This window comes from Streptomyces sp. NPDC029169 (assembly GCF_055563935.1).
This window is the reverse complement of record NZ_JBVHXA010000024.1, coordinates 46957-63275: the sequence shown is the minus strand read 5'-3', so window position 1 is coordinate 63275 and position 16319 is coordinate 46957. Positions and strand designations below refer to the sequence as shown.

The window sequence follows — 16319 nt, the reverse complement described above, 5'->3', positions numbered from 1 at the left end:
CTCCCGCTCCCGGCGGCGGGATGTCACCATGTCCGAATCATGACGGAGGCCCGGTCGCCGATACGCGCCCTGCGAGCCGCACTTTTCGCGGCGGTGTGCGTGACATTGGCCGCCATGGGGCATTCGTCCATGTCTGCGCACGAGATCCCCGCGGGATCGCTCTCCGCGGCCTTCGCCGTCACGGGCGTCCTGGCATGGCTGGCGAGCGGCCGCCGGCGCGGCGCGCCCGCGATCGCCGGCGGACTCGCGGCCGTACAGACGGCCCTGCACCTGATCTTCTCGGCGGGCGAGTCGCGCGGCGTCACGGACCACGCGGCGATGGGCCACGCGGCGATGGGCCACGCGGCGATGGGCCACGCGGCGATGGGCCACGCGGACATGGGGCAGATGACCGTGGACCCTCCGCCCATGGACGGCCACACCTCCGCCGGCATGATCGCCGCCCACCTCCTCGCCGCCCTGCTCTGCGGCCTCTGGCTGGCCAGGGGCGAGGCCGCGCTCTTCGCGCTCGCCCGGACCGTCGGGGCGCTCGCCTTCACCCCGCTCCGGCTGCTGCTCGCCGTCGTCCGCGTGCCCGAACTCCCGCACCCCGTACGCCCGCGCCCGCGCACCCGCCGGCTGCACGGCGTCGTCCTCGCGCACACCCTCTCCCGGCGCGGCCCGCCCCGGCTGTCCGTACCCCGCGCCACCGCCCTCGGAGCACACGTCTGACCCGGGGGCCGATTCCCCCTGTCGACACCGACTCCTAGGACAGTCATGACCATTGACGATCCGGCACGCCCGGACACGGCAGAGCCGCCCCGCATCGACACCCCCGAACAGCGAACGAGCTGGAACGCCCTGCGCCCCCTCGTCCTGCGCCTGCACTTCTACGCCGGCGTCGTCATAGCCCCCTTCCTGCTCGTCGCCGCGGCCAGCGGACTGCTCTACGCGCTCTCCTTCCAGGCCGAGAAGGTCGTCTACGCGCACGAGCTGGAGGTCCCCGTCGGGGACAAGGTCCTGCCGCTCTCGCAGCAGGTCCACGCCGCCACCAAGGTGAACCCGAACGGCACCGTCACCGCCGTCTGGCCCTCCGCCGAGGACGGCGCCACCACCCGCGTCCTCATGGCCGACCCGGACGTGGAGGAGGGCAAGTCCCTCGCCGTCTTCGTCGACCCGTACACCGCGCAGGTACGGGGCCAGCTCCCCAGCTACGGCAGCTCGGGCGCGCTCCCGCTGCGCACCTGGATCGACGAACTCCACCGCGATCTGCACCTGGGCGACCTCGGCCGCAACTACAGCGAGCTGGCGGCGAGCTGGCTGTGGGTGATAGCGCTCGGCGGCCTGGCGCTCTGGATCGGCCGCCGCAGGAAGAACCGCCGCGCCCTCCTCGTACCGGAGCGCGGCCCGAAGTCCCGCCGTCGCACGCTGTCCTGGCACGGCTCGGTCGGCCTGTGGGCAGTGACGGGTCTGGTCCTGCTCTCCGCCACCGGACTGACCTGGTCGCGGTACGCGGGTGAGAACATCGGCGCGGTCCAGGACCAGCTCGGCGGCGCCACCCCGACCGTCTCCGCGACCCTCGAGGGCGCGGCCGGCGGCTCCTCGGAGCACGAGGGCCACGGCACGGTCCATGAGGCTCCCGCCCCGAAGGGCCCGGACGTCGGCATCGACAAGGTGGTCGAGGCGGCCCGAGCGAAGGGCATCGAGGGGAGGACGACCGTGATCCTGCCCTCCGAGGGCAGGGGCTATGTCGTCAAGGAGACCGACACCCAGTTCCCGGTGCACCTGGACTCGGTGGCGGTGAACCCGGCCGACGGCACGGTCATGGACGAGCTCCGGTTCGCCGACTACCCGGTCCTCGCCCAGCTGACCCGCTTCGGCATCGACGCCCACATGGGCGTGTTCCTGGGCCTGTTCAACCAACTGGCGCTCGCCGCCCTCGCGCTCGCGCTGATCCTGCTGATCGTCTGGGGCTACCGGATGTGGTGGCTCCGCCGCCCGGGCCGCCCGGTCGCGCGCGGGGCGTGGCGGAAGGTCCCGCCGACGCTGCTGCTCCCGCTGCTGGCGGCGACGGCCCTGGTGGGCTGGTTCGTCCCGATGCTGGGGCTCAGCCTGGTGGCGTTCCTGGTCGTGGACCTCGCCCTCGGCCTGCTGGCCAGGGCGAGGTCTCAGAGGTCCCGCGCGGCCTGATCAGGGCGTGTACTTGTAGCCGACCCGCCGCACGGTCTGGATCGTGCGGCGGTGCTCGGCGCCCAGCTTGCGACGCAGCCGCGCCACATGGACGTCGACGGTCCGCCCGTCGCCCACATGCCCGTACCCCCAGACCGTCGTGACCAACTGGTCACGGGTGTGGACCCGGTGGGGATGGGCGACGAGGTGGGCGAGCAGCTCGAACTCGAGGTACGTGAGATCCAGCTCGTCCCCGTCCACATGGGCGACGCGCCGGGCGGAGTCGATGGAGACGGGCCCCGCGGGGGCGGGTTCCACCGCCGTCTGCTGGTCGGCCGGCACGAGCACGAGATACCCGACCATCGGCGGCCGCCCGGGCAGAACGGGCAGCGCGTGCGGCGGCGCGGGCAACAGGGTGGCACCGGGCGGCAGGAACTCCGCCACCTGGGCGAGGTCGACGGCCTCGTGGGACTCGACGGCCCGAAGCCGATGCCGGCCGGGACGGAGGTCGGTGAGGGGGGAAGCGGTCTGGGTGTGGGCCATGGCCATGAAAGCTCAGCTCTTTCGCGCGAGTCGGAGACGCAGAACGTCGATCGCGCGCCGACCGAAGGCCGCAGGACCGGTCACATACCGGTCGGGGCGTTAGAGGGCCGACGCGTTCCTCACGCGCCGACAGCACCGGTCGAAGTCATGGTGCTGCCGGGAGGGCCAGAACGGCTCGAGGTCGAAGCGACCTGTCGCGGTGCCGTTCTGGGTGCTGGTCATAACCCCATTGAACCAGAAGGGAATACGGAAGCGGCACCCACCGATCACGATGGGTGCCGCTTCCGTCGAAATTGGCGCGGATCAGACCTGGCCGGCCTTCTCCAGGGCCTCGCAGCAGGTGTCGACGATGAGGCGCGTCACCAGGTACGGGTCCACGTTCGCGTTCGGGCGGCGGTCCTCGATGTAGCCCTTCTGGTCCTGCTCGACCTGCCACGGGATGCGGACCGAGGCGCCGCGGTCCGAGACGCCGTAGGAGTACTCGTCCCACGGGGCGGTCTCGTGCAGACCCGTCAGGCGGTCGTCGATGCCGGCGCCGTAGTTCTTGACGTGGTCGAGCGGCTTCGAGCCCTCGCCCAGGGACTCGCACGCGGTGATGATCGCGTCGTAGCCCTCGCGCATCGCCTTCGTGGAGAAGTTGGTGTGCGCGCCCGCGCCGTTCCAGTCGCCCTTCACCGGCTTCGGGTCCAGCGTCGCCGAGACCTTGAAGTCCTCGGCCGTGCGGTAGAGCAGCCAGCGGGCCACCCACAGCTGGTCCGCGACGTCCAGCGGCGCCAGCGGGCCGACCTGGAACTCCCACTGACCGGGCATGACCTCGGCGTTGATGCCGGAGATGCCCAGGCCCGCCTTCAGGCAGTTCTCCAGGTGCGCCTCGACGACGTCACGGCCGAAGATCTCGTCGGCGCCGACACCGCAGTAGTAGCCGCCCTGCGGGGCCGGGAAGCCGCCGATCGGGAAGCCGAGCGGACGCTCGCCGTCGAAGAAGGTGTACTCCTGCTCGATGCCGAAGATCGGCTCCTGCGCGGCGTACTTCGCGTAGACCTCGGCCAGCGCGGCACGGGTGTTGGACTCGTGCGGCGTCATGTCCGTGTTGAGGACCTCACACATCACCAGCAGGTCGTCGCCACCGCGGATCGGGTCCGGGCAGACGAAGACCGGCTTCAGGACGCGGTCCGAGGCGTGGCCCTTGGCCTGGTTCGTGCTGGATCCGTCGAAGCCCCAGATGGGCAGCTCCTCCAGGGTGGCGCCCGTGCCCGGCAGTATCTTCGTCTTCGAGCGAAGCTTCGCGGTCGGCTCGGTGCCGTCGATCCAGATGTACTCAGCCTTGAAGGTCACGGGCCTCATCCTTTGGCGTGCTGCTGCGGGGTGCGTGCTGCGGCTCGCGACGCTGCGAGAGCTGCGGTGTGTGTGTCTGCGCGCAGCTTCGCAACACGGGATTTCCCGGTCGTTGCCCGAATGTGAACCCCGTGTTACTCAGCTTTCCCGCTTTTCGCGGAGCCGCTGTGCGACGGCGTGGGCGTTGAGCAGTGAGCCGAATCCGGCGGCCCCGACACGCCGCACGAGCTCGGCGTACGTCGTTCCGAGCGCCTCCGCCGTCCGCCCCAGGTGCCAGTCGCAGTCCGCGAGGCGGCGCAGCAGATGGCCGCGCCGGATCTGGTTCTCGGACAGCCGGAACGTCTTCAGATACAGCGTCCGCCCCTTGCGGTCCGCGATCAGCTCGCCGATGTGCTGCTCCTGGCCGCCCCGCAGGAACGGTGGCAGAAACCGGTACAGATCGTAGGAATCCATCCGGTACACCCGCTCGAAGGCGTACGAGGTCTCCAGCAGGTCCCGCGCCATCAGGCCGTCGTGCGCCTCCGCCCAGGAGCGCTCCTGCGCCCGGGCCGCCGCCCGCAGATCCGCGAGCGTGCGCACGGAACCCGCCTCGTCCCGGATGCGCGCCGCGAACTCCGGCACCGGGGCGCCGTAGAACGCGTACTGGTGGACCAGCTCCCCGTACAGGTCCTCGATCAGGGTCGGGTGCAGGACGCGGTAGTCGTCCGGGTGCGGGACGACGAAGGCCGCGGCCAGGGAGTCGGAGACGTACAGCATGAGTCCGCACTGCCCCGGGTGGATCTCGAAGATCCGCAGCGCCTCCACGAGCCCCGGCGCGTTCCACCCCGCGTACGCCGCCTCGGCGCGCGGCGAGAGCCCCTGGCGTACCGCCTGCTGGGACCACTCGTCCCAGATGACGGACGGCCCGCCGAAGTGCAGCGCCAGATAGCCCTCCAGGGCGAGGTGGAGGGGCAGGAAGCGGAGCCGCTTCTCGTTCTTCCGGCGCTTGGCCAGACGGTGATGGTGGCGTACGGGAACGGCGCGCGGCTCGTCGTCCCCGAGGCGGGTGCCGTACGCCGCCGACTCGCGGTCGTCCCCGGACCAGTCCGCGACGAAGCCGTGCGGGATGTACGAGGTGTAGGCCGTACGGTCCCCGAGGTCGACCAGGCCTTCGCCCCCGCCCCCGTACACCTCACGGTGGAGCCGCAGCCCCTCCACCGGCTCGGCCCGGACGAGCGGCACGAGCCGGACACCGCCCCACACCTGCGCGGGCCGGACCTCCAGGCCGGTGAGATCGATCCGGGTCATCGCGGCGCCCCCTTCAGGAACAGTTCCACCCGCCGGTCCAGATAGGCCAGAAGCTCCGCGAGCCCTGTCCGGCCCTCGGCGAACTGGGCGATCTCCACCAGCGCCGCCAGGTCCTCCGCGTCCCTGATCCCGGCCGTCGGCACGCTCGGCGCGAGCCGCCGGACATCAAAACCATCCGCGTCGTATACGGGGTTCACATGCACCGCGCTCGTCCGCCGCTCCGGGTCGAGCCGCGTCCGCCAGACGCGCAGCACCTCGCCCGCGAGGCCCGGCGGGGCGTTGTCCCAGCCGTCCGAGACGATCAGCAGGCGCTCGGGCGCCTCTTCCAGGGCGTCGATGATCCGCGCTCCGAGCGGCGTCGGTCCCCAGGGACGGACGAGTAGGGGATCGGTGGCGCCCGAGGTCCAGTGCGCGGTGTACGCCCCCGGTGCGGCGAGCGCCTCGAGCAGGAAGTGGCAGCCCAGGGCGACCGCCAGCGGACGGCGCCGCTTCACGGCCGAACCAGAGGCGGAGTAACTGTCGTCGAGGACCGCCGCGACCCGGCCCCAGGTCCCGGCGTACGGCCCCGCCACCCGGCCCGCGGCCGCCCGCAGCGCGGCCGTCAGCTCGGCGCGCCGCGCCACCCTCTCCCCGAAGGGGAGGGAGAGGACGTAGAGCGCGAGCCGGGTCAGCGGCATGACGGTCAGGTCGCCCGCCCGCTTCGTCCGATCCGCCCGCAGCCGCTCCAGACGCGTCATCCGGGGCGCGATCCGCTCCAGGAACACCTCGCGCGGTACGCCGTGCCGCGCGGCGAAGCCCTCGGCGACGGTGAACGGCAGCTCGTACAGGGCCCCCTGCTCGTAGTGCGCGCGGCGGTGCGCGTCCAGGTACGGGTGCTCGTACCGGACCCGGCGGCCGGGCGCGAAGAGGAAGTCGCCGCACTCGGGGGCGGGGAGGGGGAGGTGGGTGTGGCGGGCGGCGGTCTTCAGGCCGGCGCGGTACTTGACGGCGTCGTGCCCGAGGTCGGCGCGAGCGGCCAGCCAGTCGCGGACGATCGCGCGCGTGCGGCGGTTGTTGACCTTGGCGGCCCGCAGGGCGCGGAAGAGCCGGTAGACCCGCTGCGGGGGCAGCAGCGCGAGCCGCGCGGCGATCAGCCGCCCCTCCTGCTCCCCGGCCTCCTTGGGGGTGCGCAGCAGCTGCTCGACGATCAGGGCCGCGTTGTGGTCGTTGATGTCGAGCGCGAGCGCGGCGGCGTACACGGGGCGGTAGTTGACCCGGACGTACTCGTGGAGGAAGGCGAGGGACAGCCGCTGCTCCCCGGCGGAGGAGCGGAACTCCCGCTGTCCGGTGGCGGTGACGGCCGCGTTGACGAAGAGCAGGACGTCCTCGGCGGCGATGAGGTCGGAGAGGGTCTCCGTCATGGGTTCCTCGCAGTGAGATGGTCGCCGGCCGGGGAATGGGGGCGCGAACAGCGAAAACGTTGCTACAGAGGCAGGTCCCGGAAGTCGCACCGGAGTCCCGCGGCCGGCGCGTGCAACGTAACACCGGGGGAGGGGCGGAGGTCCACCGGTTTACCCCCCGCCCCCGCTGCGGGCCTCCCACTGGGCGGACCCCCCACCCCCTGGTGGGCCCCGCGCCCCGCTGGGCGGTGCCCACCCACCCCACCCCGTTGTGGGCCCCGCGCCCCGCTGGGCGGTGCCCACCCCCACCCCGTTGTGGGCCCAGCGCCCGGCTGGGCGGTGCCCACCCCCCCACGCCGTTGTGGGCCCCGCGCCCCGCTGGGCGGTGCCCACCCACCCCACCCCGTTGTGGGCCCCGCGCCCCGCTGGGCGGTGCCCACCCACCCCACCCCGTTGTGGGCCCCGCGCCCCGCTGGGCGGTGCCCACCCACCCCTCGTTGTGGGCATTCGTTCCGCTGGGGCGGAACGGGTGGGCACAACGGAACGGTGCCCTTGCCGGGCCCAGGCTCCCCGTGCCTGCGGTGCCCACGGGTGCGGCGCCGTCGTGGGGTTGTGCCCACCCGTCCCGCCCTGCGGGACGATTGCCCACAACCCGGGGAGGGGGAGGGTGGGTACCGCCCCGGCGGGACGGGTGCCCACAATCCGCGTGCGGATGAGGGCGGGGCACCGCCCCTGTGGGACGGGTGCCCACAACCGGGCCGCGGGGGCCAGGCAGACTGGACCGCATGAGCAAGCTCCCTGGCGCAACGCCCCGTATCGGACTCCTCGGCACCGGCCCGTGGGCCGCGCGCACCCACGCGCCCGCGCTCGCCGCGCACGAGGGCGTCGAGTTCGTCGGGGTGTGGGGGCGGCGCCCCGAGGCGGCGGCCGAACTTGCCGCCACCTTCGGCACCGTCGCGTACGACGACGCCGACGCGCTCTTCGAGACGTGCGACGCCGTCGCCTTCGCCCTCCCCCCGGACGTGCAGGCCCCGCTCGCCGTCCGGGCGGCGGCCGCCGGCTGCCATCTGCTCCTGGACAAGCCCGTGGCCACGACGCCCGCGGCGGCCCGCGAGGTGGCCGACGCGGCCGAGAAGGCCGGGGTCGCGTCGGTGGTCTTCTGCACGCTCCGCTTCGCGGAGCCCACGGCCCGGTGGATCGACGAACAGGCGGCGACGGGCGGCTGGTTCCTCGGCGAGGCGCACTGGCTGGGTTCGCTCTACGCACCCGGATCGACGAGCGCCTACGCGGCCTCGCCGTGGCGGCGCGAGAAGGGCGGCCTGTGGGACGTCGGCCCGCACGTGCTCTCCGTCTACCTGCCGGTGCTCGGCGACGTCACCGACGTGACGGCCGTCCGGAGCCCGTCGGACACCCACCACCTGGTCCTGCGCCACACCTCGGGCGCGAGCAGCACGGCGACGCTCACTCTCGGCGCGCCGCCCGAGGCGGCGGAGGCCGCGGTCACGCTGTACGGCGAGCGGGGGCGGTCGGCGATGCCGCTGTGGGACGGGGCGGCGGATGCGTTCGGGCGGGCGGTGGACGCGCTCGCCGTGTCCGCCCGCACGGGGGTTCCGGACGCGTGCGACGCCCGGTTCGGCGCACGGCTCACGGAAATCCTGACGCTGGCCGAAGAGGCGGCGGGCCCCGGGGGAGGGGGAGGACCCGCCGCCTGACGGTGGACCCGCCTCAGCCCACGCGCTCGATCCGGGCCTTCCGGATCAGGAACTTCCCGGGCTCGCGGACCTGCTCGAAGGCCGCGTCGTTGAGCAGCACGCAACTCCCGGAGACGGACGTGACCTCGACGGTGGTGGACTTGGCGTTGTCGAGGTTGGTCACCTTGAGGCGGGTGCCGAGCGGGAACTGGTTGCTGGACGCGGCGGGCGCGCCGCCCTCGCCGGAGAGCGTGACGGTGGACCCGGCACAGACGATGTCACCGGCTTCGGCCGGCGGGGCGGGTTCCGCGGGAGCGGACGGGGCCGGGGCCGGGGGCGGGGCCGGTGCGACCGTCGCCGTACCGCCGCCGCCCGCTTCCGTACCGCCGCTTCCGCCCGCCTCCGTACCGCCGCTTCCGGCTCCGCCCCCGCCCGCCTCGCCGCCCCCACACCCCGACGCCGCCTGCTTGCGCCGGATCTCGGCGATAACCGCCTCCCGGTTGGCGATCCGCGCCTGTGACAGGGCGTCCGGGTTGGCGCGCTGGTCGGCGATGAACCGTTCGTTGTTGGCGAGCGCGGTGGCCAGACCGTCGCAGACGACGGAGGCCTGACTCGTCCCGGTCAGCGCCACCGCCGTCCCCGCGACGCAGACCAGCGCACCGGCCAGCAGCGCGATCTTCTTCTTCCGGCTGAGCGATTTCCTGCGTGACACGTGAGGCTCCGTTCGTCTCCTGTCGGTACCTGTGGCGTCAGATACGAGGAGCGAGCCGATTCGACTCAACGCTCAGGCGGGCGCGCCTTAATTCAGGGTCGTGGCTGAGCAGCCCCCGGCTCGCCCGAGGCCTCCGGCTCGTCCGCGGCCATGATCTCCCGTACGCCGGACAGGAAGCGCCGCACGGCGTCGGTCTCCTTCTCGTCGAACTCCCGCAGCAGCGCCACCGTTCCGTCGATCATGGGGCCGAAGGCCGCGCGGCCCAGCTCCTTGGCCTGCTCCTCGACCCGCAGCAGCACGCGGCGGCGGTCGCGGTCGTCCCGTACGCGGGAGAGGTGGCCGAGGCGTTCGAGGCGGTCGATGACGGCGGTCGTGCCGGCCGAGTTGAGGCCGAGCCGCGCGCCGAGCAGGCCGGCCGTGGCGTCCGTCCCCGCGCGCTCGGCGTCGAGCAGGCAGATCAGGGCGCGGACGTCCGTGGGGTGCATGCCGTTGCGGGCCGCGAACTCGCTCTGCCGCAGGCCGTATTCGACGGTGACCGCGCGCAGCAGATGGAAGATCCGCATCTCGGGTGGCTCTGTCACTGTGCCGCCTTCCCTCCTATTATCTCGTTCAGCGAGATTATCGCCGAGCGAGAGGTGTCGTCGTCATGCCCGCTGCCGTTCCCCAGCCCTTCCTCACCGCGTACGACGCCGTCCTCGCCAAGTGGCCCGACGGAACCGCCCACTCCGACGTCGTCACACCCCACGGACGCACGCACGTCCACAGCCACGGGCCCGAGGACGCCCCGCCCGTCCTGCTCCTGCCGGGCGGCGGCGCCACCTCCACCGGCTGGTACGCAACGGCCGCCGCGCTCGGCCGGAACCGCCGCGTCCACGCCGTCGACCTGATCGGCGAACCGGGCCGCAGCGTGCCGGAGGACGGCAGGCCCATCCGTACGGCCGACGACCTCACCGCCTGGCTGCACGCCCTCCTCGACGCGCTGGAGCTGCGCTCGGCCAGTCTGGTGGGCCACTCCTACGGCGCCTGGATCGCACTCCGGTACGCCCTGGCGGCCCCGGCCCGGGTCGACCGGCTGGTCCTCCTCGACCCGACGAACTGCTTCGCCGGCTTCAGCCCGCGTTACGTGCTCCGCGCGCTGCCCATGCTGCTGCGCCCCACCCCGGCCCGGAACCGCGCCTTCCTGGAGTGGGAGACGGGCGGCGCGCCGCTCGACCCCGACTGGCGCGAGCTGAACGCCCGTACAGCGGACTTCCCTACCGCCCGCCCGGTCGCCGGCCCGCGCCCGACGCCCGCGGAGCTGTCCACCTTGAAACCGCCGACGCTGCTCCTGCTCGCCGAGCGGAGCCGGGCGCACGACATCGCCAAGGTGGCGGCCCGGGCGCGGGCGGCCGTCCCCCACCTGGAGACGGCGACCCTGCCCGGAGCCACGCACCACACCCTGCCGGTAGGGGCGACGGAGGAGACGCACGCCTCCATCACGGACTTCCTGGGCTGAAACGTGGTCAGCGCGACAGCGCGTCCCGCACGGCCTCCTCGGTCCGCCCCACCACGGCCGTACCGTCGTCGGCGGTGATGATCGGCCGCTGGATCAGCTTGGGATGAGCGGAGAGCGCCTCGATCCACCGCTCCCGGCTCGCCGCGTCCCGCGCCCACTCCTTGAGCCCCAGCTCCTTCGCCACCGCCTCCTGCGTCCGCGTGATGTCCCACGGCTCGAGCCCGAGCCGCTCCAGGACGTCCCTGATCTCGTCCGGGCTCGGTACGTCCTCCAGATAGCGCCGCACGGTGTACTCGGCGCCCTCCTCGTCGAGCAGGTGCAGCGCGCCGCGGCACTTGGAACAGGCGGGATTGATCCAGATCTCCATGGCGCCAACGGTACCCCTCAAATGCGGTCTGAACAGGGGCGATTGTCAGTGGGGGCACCTAAAATAGGGGGTGAAGGTGAGGGTCCCGGGGAGGGCCCCCACCCCGCTTTCGCCAGGAGGTCGCCCATGGCACTCGCCGTGATCCGGACACCGTCCCTCGAACCCTGGAAGCCCCTCCAGAAGCAGCCGCTCCCCGCGGGCCGCCCCCGCGAGTGGTACGTGACCCACAACCGCCGCCTGAAGGCCATGCGCCTCGCGATCGCCCTCCTCGACTCGGGCGTCCACGACCCCGCGCAGGCCGGCAACACGAAGATACGCACGACGGCGGAACGCATCGGCATCCACCCGCCCTCCGACACCACCTGCCGCATGGTCCGCGCCCTGATCCGCTACGGCCGCTGACCCCGAGAAGACCGGACGAGGCCCCGGAGAGCACACGCTCTCCGGGGCCTCACGCCCATCCACGTCGCGCTCAGCTCTCGCAGGCGACGCCGTCTCCGTCCCTGTCGAGATGGCGCCCGTACCCCGGGTCGCCCTCGTGGATCGGATCGGCACCGGCGGCCTTCACGGCGGTGCAGTTCTTGTAGTACACGGAGTCGTCTTCTGTGGGCGTCTGCGTGGGAGTGGGGGAGGGCTTGGGCTTGGGGGTCGGCGTGGGCGAAGGCGCGGGGCGCAGCTCGGTGCCGGTCCGCTCCGGACATTTCGTGCCCGGTGCCACGAGGTGGACGCTCGGGTCCGCGTGCTCGGGCACGAGCGTGGAACCGGCTGCCGGGCCCTGGAAGCAGACGATCCAGGCCGCGTGGTTCGCGGGCAGGCTGACGTCGTCGTAGGCGCTCGCCGCCCTCAACTCTCCGTCGATCAAGGCCTCCACGGCGGCCTCCGCCTCTTATGGGCAGTTGGAAGACGGCCTAGCGGAAGGCGACGCGCACCTTGTCGTTCGCCGGCACGACGAGCACGCTGCTGCCCGTCTCCGCCCAGTGCTCGGGGATAAGGAACATCCGGCCGTTCGCCTCGGCGAGGAGGCGCAGACCCTCGTACCGGTACCGGAACCGCTGCGGGGACCATCTCACTGTCGGCTTGCGCCGGTTCCTTGATGCCGGGCATTCGGTGTATCGCGAGCGTATCGAAAACCGCATACGCCACCGCAACAGTCCTCCGTCTTCAGTGGAGGCACGGACCACATGGACGGGTGATCGGCTGCCCATAGCGGTCGCCGTTGGACCTGCAACGGTCGGTTTGTCGATCAGGAAAGGACCGTGATCATGGACTCGGATTCCGTACGGGGTATCGACCGGCGGCGGCTGTTCGGGTGGGGCGGGTTGGCGGCCGCCGGCGTGGTGGCGGCCGGAACGCCGCTGGTGGGCGCCCGACCCGGCCACGCCGACCCGGCCCCGACCAACCCCGGCATCCCACCGGACACCCGTCCCGGCGGAGCCTACGACCGGTACGTGGCGAAGCTGGCCGCCGAGGGGAAGTTCTCCGGCGTGGTGCTGTTGTCGCACCGGGGCCGGACGGTGCTGTCCCGCAGCTACGGCATGGCCGACAAGGAGAAAGGGATCCGCAACAGCGAGGGCGTCGCGTTCAGCCTCAGCTCGGCGGGCAAGCCGTTCCACGCGGTGGCCATCTTGCAGCTGGCGCAGCAGGGCAAGGTGAGGCTGTCGGACACGGTGGGCACCCACCTGACGGGCTACGCCAGGGACATCGCCGAGCAGGTGACCATCCACCACCTGCTCGCCGGCACCTCCGGGCTGAGCACCCCGGTTGAGGACGTGCAGCGCATCTTCCAGAGCCGGGAGGAGGTGCACGAGTACTACGAGCAGTGGGTCCGGCAGTCCAAGCTGGTGGCCGCCCCCGGCACTCGCACCAGCCACTCAGGCGCCGATGTCGGCATCCCCGCGCAGATCGTGGAAGCCGTGACCGGCAAGACGTACTGGGACTACGTCCAGGAAAACATCTTCGGGCGCTGCGGCATGACCGGCGCGGCGTTCTACACCAGGCCGCAGTGGCTCACCGACGAGCACATCGCGCACCCGTACATGACGCTGGCCGACGGCAGCCAGGTGGACGCGGTCCGCAATCTGGACAAGGGCAGCCCGTCCCCGTACGTACTAGGCAAGAACCCGGGCCGCAGCTTCATCGATGCTCCCGGGGACGGCGGCTTCGTCACCGCGCCGGATCTGGTCCGGTTCGCGCACGCGCTGGGCGACGGCACGGTGTTGGACCGGCCCTGGGCCGAGTTGCTCACCGGGGCCAAGTTCCCCCAGGGTGCCCAGGAGGGTCGGCCAGCCCCCGCCCTCCCGTCGTTCATGGCCTACTCGATGCCGGTCCGTATCGTCAACGGCCAGTGGGTGTGGAGCCGCGGCGGTGGCAACCCCGGTGTCGGCGCCAACTGGACCATTTACCCGTACACCAGCTGGGTCGGCGTCATCCTCAGCAACATCGACGGCGCGCCGCTGCAGGAGATGGCCGAGCAGGAGATGCAGGCCGTCATGGGCCGGCGCTGACGAGCGGCCACCGTCGGCCCACACGCGGAGAAGGGATCTCCTCCAACACGGCGTGCGGGGCACGCGCAGGGCACCATCGGCGGGCGCTGACACCGCGCGTTGGCCCTGTCAGACCCGACGGCGCACGCGCGCAGGCGCACGGGGTGCGGGAGCTTGCCCCTCACCAACCTCGCCGACCATCTAGGCACTGGACAGCAACCGCGACGCCCTCACCCGCTGGGCCCCGGGGGAACCTGGTGTCCCCTCTATCGGGGCAATGAGACTGCGCTGCTGGCGGCCCCCTGACCCACAGCCGCGCTCGGAGTCCGCACACAGTCCGCAGGACACCCGATCAGGACCGTCGCACCCCATCGCCAGCCAACAGCAAAAGGCCAGGTCAGCGACTTGCAGTGGTCAACGCCGCAGGTCACCGGCCTGGTCCATTACCAGCGAGGGCCGTTACCCCGACTATGGGGTAACGGCCCTCGCTGGCGTTTTTGACATCAAGTCAGAGAATTGGCCGGGCGGTGCACACTCGGTGCACAAGGGGGCGGAAGGCAAGCGGTGACAGTGAGAACTGCTGAGAACAGTTTTCGCAGGTCACAGCCTGTTTGCAGGGCTTCCGCCCAGGTCGCCCGACCCCGCCTCTTAGATGTCGAAGTAGAGCTCGAACTCGTGCGGGTGCGGGCGCAGCTGGATCGGGGCGATCTCGTTCGTGCGCTTGTAGTCGATCCAGGTCTCGATCAGGTCGGAGGTGAAGACACCGCCCGCCTGCAGGTACTCGTTGTCCTCCTCCAGGGCGTCGAGTACCGCCGGGAGGGAGGTCGGGACCTGCTGGACGTTCGCGTGCTCCTCGGGAGCCAGCTCGTAGAGGTCCTTGTCGATCGGCTCCGCCGGCTCGATCTTGTTCTTGATGCCGTCGAGGCCCGCGAGCAGCAGCGCCGAGAAGGCGAGGTACGGGTTCGACGACGGGTCCGGGGCGCGGAACTCGACGCGCTTGGCCTTCGGGTTCGAGCCCGTGATCGGGATGCGCATGGCCGCGGAGCGGTTGCGCTGCGAGTAGACCATGTTGACCGGGGCCTCGAAGCCGGGCACCAGGCGGTGGTACGAGTTCACCGTCGGGTTGGTGAAGGCCAGCAGCGACGGGGCGTGCTTCAGGATGCCGCCGATGTAGTAGCGGGCGGTGTCCGACAGGCCCGCGTAGCCCTGCTCGTCGTAGAAGAGCGGGTCGCCGTTCGACCACAGCGACTGGTGGACGTGCATGCCCGAGCCGTTGTCGCCGAAGATCGGCTTCGGCATGAAGGTCGCGGTCTTGCCGTTGCGCCAGGCGACGTTCTTCACGATGTACTTGAAGAGCATCAGGTCGTCAGCCGCGGCCAGCAGCGTGTTGAACTTGTAGTTGATCTCGGCCTGGCCGGCGGTGCCGACCTCGTGGTGCTGGCGCTCGACCTGGAGGCCGACGTTCTCCAGCTCCAGAGAGATCTCCGCGCGCAGGTCGGCGAAGTGGTCGACCGGCGGGGCCGGGAAGTAGCCGCCCTTGTAGCGGACCTTGTAACCCCGGTTGTCCTCGATCGCACCGGTGTTCCAGGCGCCGGCCTCGGAGTCGATGTGGTAGAAGCCCTCGTTGGCCGTGGTGTTGAAGCGCACGGAGTCGAAGACGTAGAACTCGGCCTCGGGACCGAAGTACGCGGTGTCCGCGATGCCGGTGGAGGCGAGGTACGCCTCGGCCTTCTTCGCGATGTTGCGCGGGTCACGGCTGTACTGCTCGCCCGTGATCGGGTCGTGGATGAAGAAGTTGATGTTCAGCGTCTTGTCGCGGCGGAACGGGTCCAGGCGGGCCGTCGACAGGTCGGCGCGCAGCGCCATGTCGGACTCGTGGATGGCCTGGAAGCCGCGGATCGACGAGCCGTCGAAGGCGAGCTCGTCGGACGGGTCGAACGCCGTCGCCGGGATCGTGAAGTGCTGCATCACTCCCGGAAGGTCACAGAAACGGACGTCGACCATCTTGACGTCATTGTCCTTGATGAACTTCTTGGCCTCGTCGGCGTTCTGGAACATCCAACTCCTCCTACTCCCGGCCCGGGGAGGGGCGGGGTTGCAGCTCGGTCGTGCGGCCAGTGCGGTGGCACACTCTGGCTCCGACCATAGGCAGACGGCATTTCTCAAGCGTGACCCATTTGTTTCCACCAAGTTAACCAGGCCGCGCGTGAACGGCAGCCCGAGACCGTGTTGCCGACCCGGGCCGAAGTGATCAAAAACGGGCACAGTACCGTGGACGCGTGGACAACAGGGAAGCACTCGGATCATGGCTCTCCGGCCCCCGCGCGGCGGCCGAGGACGCAGGTGTCGACTTCGGTTACCGCGGTCAGCAGCTCGGGCTCCCCGAGGAGGGTCCCGGTTCGATCGCCCGCCCCGGCCGCCGGATCGGCGCCCTCGCCGTCGACTGGGCCCTCTGCATGTTGATCGCATACGGCCTCGTCACGCACGGCTACAACCAGGCGACCGGCAACTGGGCGCTGCTCATCCTGCTCGTCCTGAGCATCCTGACGGTCGGCACCATCGGCTCCACCCCCGGCAAGCGGCTCTTCGGCCTCCGTGTCGCCTCGGTGAACGGCGGCCGGCTCGGCACCCTCCGCGTCGTCCTCCGCAGTGTCCTCGTCTGCCTCGCCATCCCGGCCCTCATCTGGGACCGCGACGGCCGCGGCCTCCACGACCGCCTCTCCGGCGCCGTCCAGGTCCGGATCTGAGCCGTCCGGATCTGAGACCAAGCACCAAGAAGGGGGGGGGGGGGGGGGGGGGGGGGGGGGTGGGGGGGGGGGGGGTGGGGGGGGTGGGGGGGGGGGTCAGGGGGTGTCGAAGTCGGGGGTCTGGGGGTGTCC

Annotated in this window: 17 protein-coding genes; 7 read left to right on the top strand and 10 right to left on the bottom strand. The window is 71.6% G+C overall.

Annotation, left to right across the window (positions count from 1 at the left end; translation table 11 throughout):
• The first annotated feature begins 129 nt into the window (after positions 1 to 129).
• Both ACZ4VI_RS32835 and ACZ4VI_RS32830 read left to right on the top strand, forming a co-directional pair.
• A complete protein-coding gene (locus ACZ4VI_RS32835; protein WP_468005266.1) occupies positions 130 to 711 on the top strand; it encodes a hypothetical protein in 582 nt (193 codons plus the stop codon).
• Positions 712 to 756: 45 nt separating this feature from the next.
• Positions 757 to 2169: a PepSY-associated TM helix domain-containing protein gene (locus ACZ4VI_RS32830; protein WP_468005264.1), complete on the top strand. Its 1413-nt coding sequence runs from the start codon at positions 757 to 759 to the stop codon at positions 2167 to 2169.
• On the opposite strand, the gene ACZ4VI_RS32825 is transcribed toward ACZ4VI_RS32830, so the two are convergent.
• From ACZ4VI_RS32825 to ACZ4VI_RS32810, 4 genes are all read right to left on the bottom strand, one after another.
• The gene (locus tag ACZ4VI_RS32825) at positions 2170 to 2691 is read right to left on the bottom strand and encodes a winged helix-turn-helix domain-containing protein (RefSeq protein WP_468005298.1); all 522 of its coding nucleotides are present in this window, start codon (positions 2689 to 2691) and stop codon (positions 2170 to 2172) included.
• Positions 2692 to 2994: 303 nt separating this feature from the next.
• Entirely contained in the window at positions 2995 to 4026 is a 1032-nt protein-coding gene (glnII, locus tag ACZ4VI_RS32820; RefSeq protein ID WP_468005262.1) for a glutamine synthetase, read from the bottom strand.
• A 138-nt stretch (positions 4027 to 4164) separates the two neighbouring features.
• On the bottom strand, positions 4165 to 5313 hold the full coding sequence (locus ACZ4VI_RS32815) for an ARPP-2 domain-containing protein (protein ID WP_468005261.1): 1149 nt from the start codon (positions 5311 to 5313) through the stop codon (positions 4165 to 4167).
• Entirely contained in the window at positions 5310 to 6713 is a 1404-nt protein-coding gene (locus ACZ4VI_RS32810; protein ID WP_468005259.1) for a hypothetical protein, read from the bottom strand. Before ACZ4VI_RS32810 ends, ACZ4VI_RS32815 begins: the two co-directional genes overlap by 4 nt.
• Positions 6714 to 7477: 764 nt before the next feature.
• On the opposite strand from ACZ4VI_RS32810, the gene ACZ4VI_RS32805 reads away from it, so the two are divergent.
• Positions 7478 to 8404, top strand: a complete 927-nt coding sequence (locus tag ACZ4VI_RS32805; protein WP_468005256.1) for a Gfo/Idh/MocA family protein — start codon at positions 7478 to 7480, stop codon at positions 8402 to 8404.
• Positions 8405 to 8417: 13 nt separating this feature from the next.
• On the opposite strand, the gene ACZ4VI_RS32800 is transcribed toward ACZ4VI_RS32805, so the two are convergent.
• Together ACZ4VI_RS32800 and ACZ4VI_RS32795 are read right to left on the bottom strand one after the other, a co-directional pair.
• Positions 8418 to 9095, bottom strand: a complete 678-nt coding sequence (locus ACZ4VI_RS32800; RefSeq protein ID WP_468005254.1) for a hypothetical protein — start codon at positions 9093 to 9095, stop codon at positions 8418 to 8420.
• Positions 9096 to 9187: 92 nt separating this feature from the next.
• The gene (locus tag ACZ4VI_RS32795) at positions 9188 to 9658 is read right to left on the bottom strand and encodes a MarR family transcriptional regulator (protein WP_468005296.1); all 471 of its coding nucleotides are present in this window, start codon (positions 9656 to 9658) and stop codon (positions 9188 to 9190) included.
• Between the two features lie 83 nt (positions 9659 to 9741).
• Here ACZ4VI_RS32795 and ACZ4VI_RS32790 point away from each other — a divergent pair, with 83 nt between their 5' ends.
• The gene (locus ACZ4VI_RS32790) at positions 9742 to 10590 is read left to right on the top strand and encodes an alpha/beta fold hydrolase (RefSeq protein WP_468005252.1); all 849 of its coding nucleotides are present in this window, start codon (positions 9742 to 9744) and stop codon (positions 10588 to 10590) included.
• Positions 10591 to 10597: 7 nt separating this feature from the next.
• Here ACZ4VI_RS32790 and ACZ4VI_RS32785 read toward each other — a convergent pair whose 3' ends face one another.
• Positions 10598 to 10957 (bottom strand): arsenate reductase family protein, encoded by a 360-nt coding sequence (locus ACZ4VI_RS32785; protein WP_468005250.1) that lies wholly within the window; start codon positions 10955 to 10957, stop codon positions 10598 to 10600.
• 126 nt (positions 10958 to 11083) lie between these two features.
• On the opposite strand from ACZ4VI_RS32785, the gene ACZ4VI_RS32780 reads away from it, so the two are divergent.
• Positions 11084 to 11359 (top strand): hypothetical protein, encoded by a 276-nt coding sequence (locus ACZ4VI_RS32780; protein WP_468005248.1) that lies wholly within the window; start codon positions 11084 to 11086, stop codon positions 11357 to 11359.
• Positions 11360 to 11429: 70 nt separating this feature from the next.
• Here the strand turns inward: ACZ4VI_RS32780 and ACZ4VI_RS32775 are convergent, their stop codons facing one another.
• Positions 11430 to 11828 (bottom strand): excalibur calcium-binding domain-containing protein, encoded by a 399-nt coding sequence (locus tag ACZ4VI_RS32775; protein WP_468005246.1) that lies wholly within the window; start codon positions 11826 to 11828, stop codon positions 11430 to 11432.
• A 37-nt stretch (positions 11829 to 11865) separates the two neighbouring features.
• Positions 11866 to 12027, bottom strand: coding sequence for a hypothetical protein (locus ACZ4VI_RS32770; RefSeq protein WP_468005244.1), 162 nt, complete (start codon positions 12025 to 12027; stop codon positions 11866 to 11868).
• Between the two features lie 192 nt (positions 12028 to 12219).
• Between ACZ4VI_RS32770 and ACZ4VI_RS32765 the strand changes: the two genes are divergently transcribed.
• Complete coding sequence (locus tag ACZ4VI_RS32765; RefSeq protein WP_468005242.1) at positions 12220 to 13461, top strand: serine hydrolase domain-containing protein; 1242 nt, start codon at positions 12220 to 12222, stop codon at positions 13459 to 13461.
• A gap of 627 nt (positions 13462 to 14088) precedes the next feature.
• Here the strand turns inward: ACZ4VI_RS32765 and glnA are convergent.
• The gene (gene glnA, locus ACZ4VI_RS32760) at positions 14089 to 15498 is read right to left on the bottom strand and encodes a type I glutamate--ammonia ligase (protein ID WP_468005240.1); all 1410 of its coding nucleotides are present in this window, start codon (positions 15496 to 15498) and stop codon (positions 14089 to 14091) included.
• A 221-nt stretch (positions 15499 to 15719) separates the two neighbouring features.
• Between glnA and ACZ4VI_RS32755 the strand changes: the two genes are divergently transcribed.
• On the top strand, positions 15720 to 16187 hold the full coding sequence (locus ACZ4VI_RS32755) for an RDD family protein (RefSeq protein ID WP_468005238.1): 468 nt from the start codon (positions 15720 to 15722) through the stop codon (positions 16185 to 16187).
• The last annotated feature ends 132 nt before the right edge of the window (positions 16188 to 16319 follow it).

Excerpts from the sequence above, each read along its gene's own strand:
- ACZ4VI_RS32835 (WP_468005266.1), top strand. The coding sequence starts at position 130 with ATGTCTGCGCACGAGATCCCCGCGGGATCGCTCTCCGCGGCCTTCGCC.
- ACZ4VI_RS32830 (WP_468005264.1), top strand. The coding sequence starts at position 757 with ATGACCATTGACGATCCGGCACGCCCGGACACGGCAGAGCCGCCCCGC.
- ACZ4VI_RS32825 (WP_468005298.1), bottom strand. The coding sequence starts at position 2,691 with ATGGCCCACACCCAGACCGCTTCCCCCCTCACCGACCTCCGTCCCGGC.
- ACZ4VI_RS32815 (WP_468005261.1), bottom strand. The coding sequence starts at position 5,313 with ATGACCCGGATCGATCTCACCGGCCTGGAGGTCCGGCCCGCGCAGGTG.
- ACZ4VI_RS32810 (WP_468005259.1), bottom strand. The coding sequence starts at position 6,713 with ATGACGGAGACCCTCTCCGACCTCATCGCCGCCGAGGACGTCCTGCTC.
- ACZ4VI_RS32805 (WP_468005256.1), top strand. The coding sequence starts at position 7,478 with ATGAGCAAGCTCCCTGGCGCAACGCCCCGTATCGGACTCCTCGGCACC.
- ACZ4VI_RS32795 (WP_468005296.1), bottom strand. The coding sequence starts at position 9,658 with ATGCGGATCTTCCATCTGCTGCGCGCGGTCACCGTCGAATACGGCCTG.
- ACZ4VI_RS32790 (WP_468005252.1), top strand. The coding sequence starts at position 9,742 with ATGCCCGCTGCCGTTCCCCAGCCCTTCCTCACCGCGTACGACGCCGTC.
- ACZ4VI_RS32785 (WP_468005250.1), bottom strand. The coding sequence starts at position 10,957 with ATGGAGATCTGGATCAATCCCGCCTGTTCCAAGTGCCGCGGCGCGCTG.
- ACZ4VI_RS32780 (WP_468005248.1), top strand. The coding sequence starts at position 11,084 with ATGGCACTCGCCGTGATCCGGACACCGTCCCTCGAACCCTGGAAGCCC.
- ACZ4VI_RS32765 (WP_468005242.1), top strand. The coding sequence starts at position 12,220 with ATGGACTCGGATTCCGTACGGGGTATCGACCGGCGGCGGCTGTTCGGG.
- glnA (WP_468005240.1), bottom strand. The coding sequence starts at position 15,498 with ATGTTCCAGAACGCCGACGAGGCCAAGAAGTTCATCAAGGACAATGAC.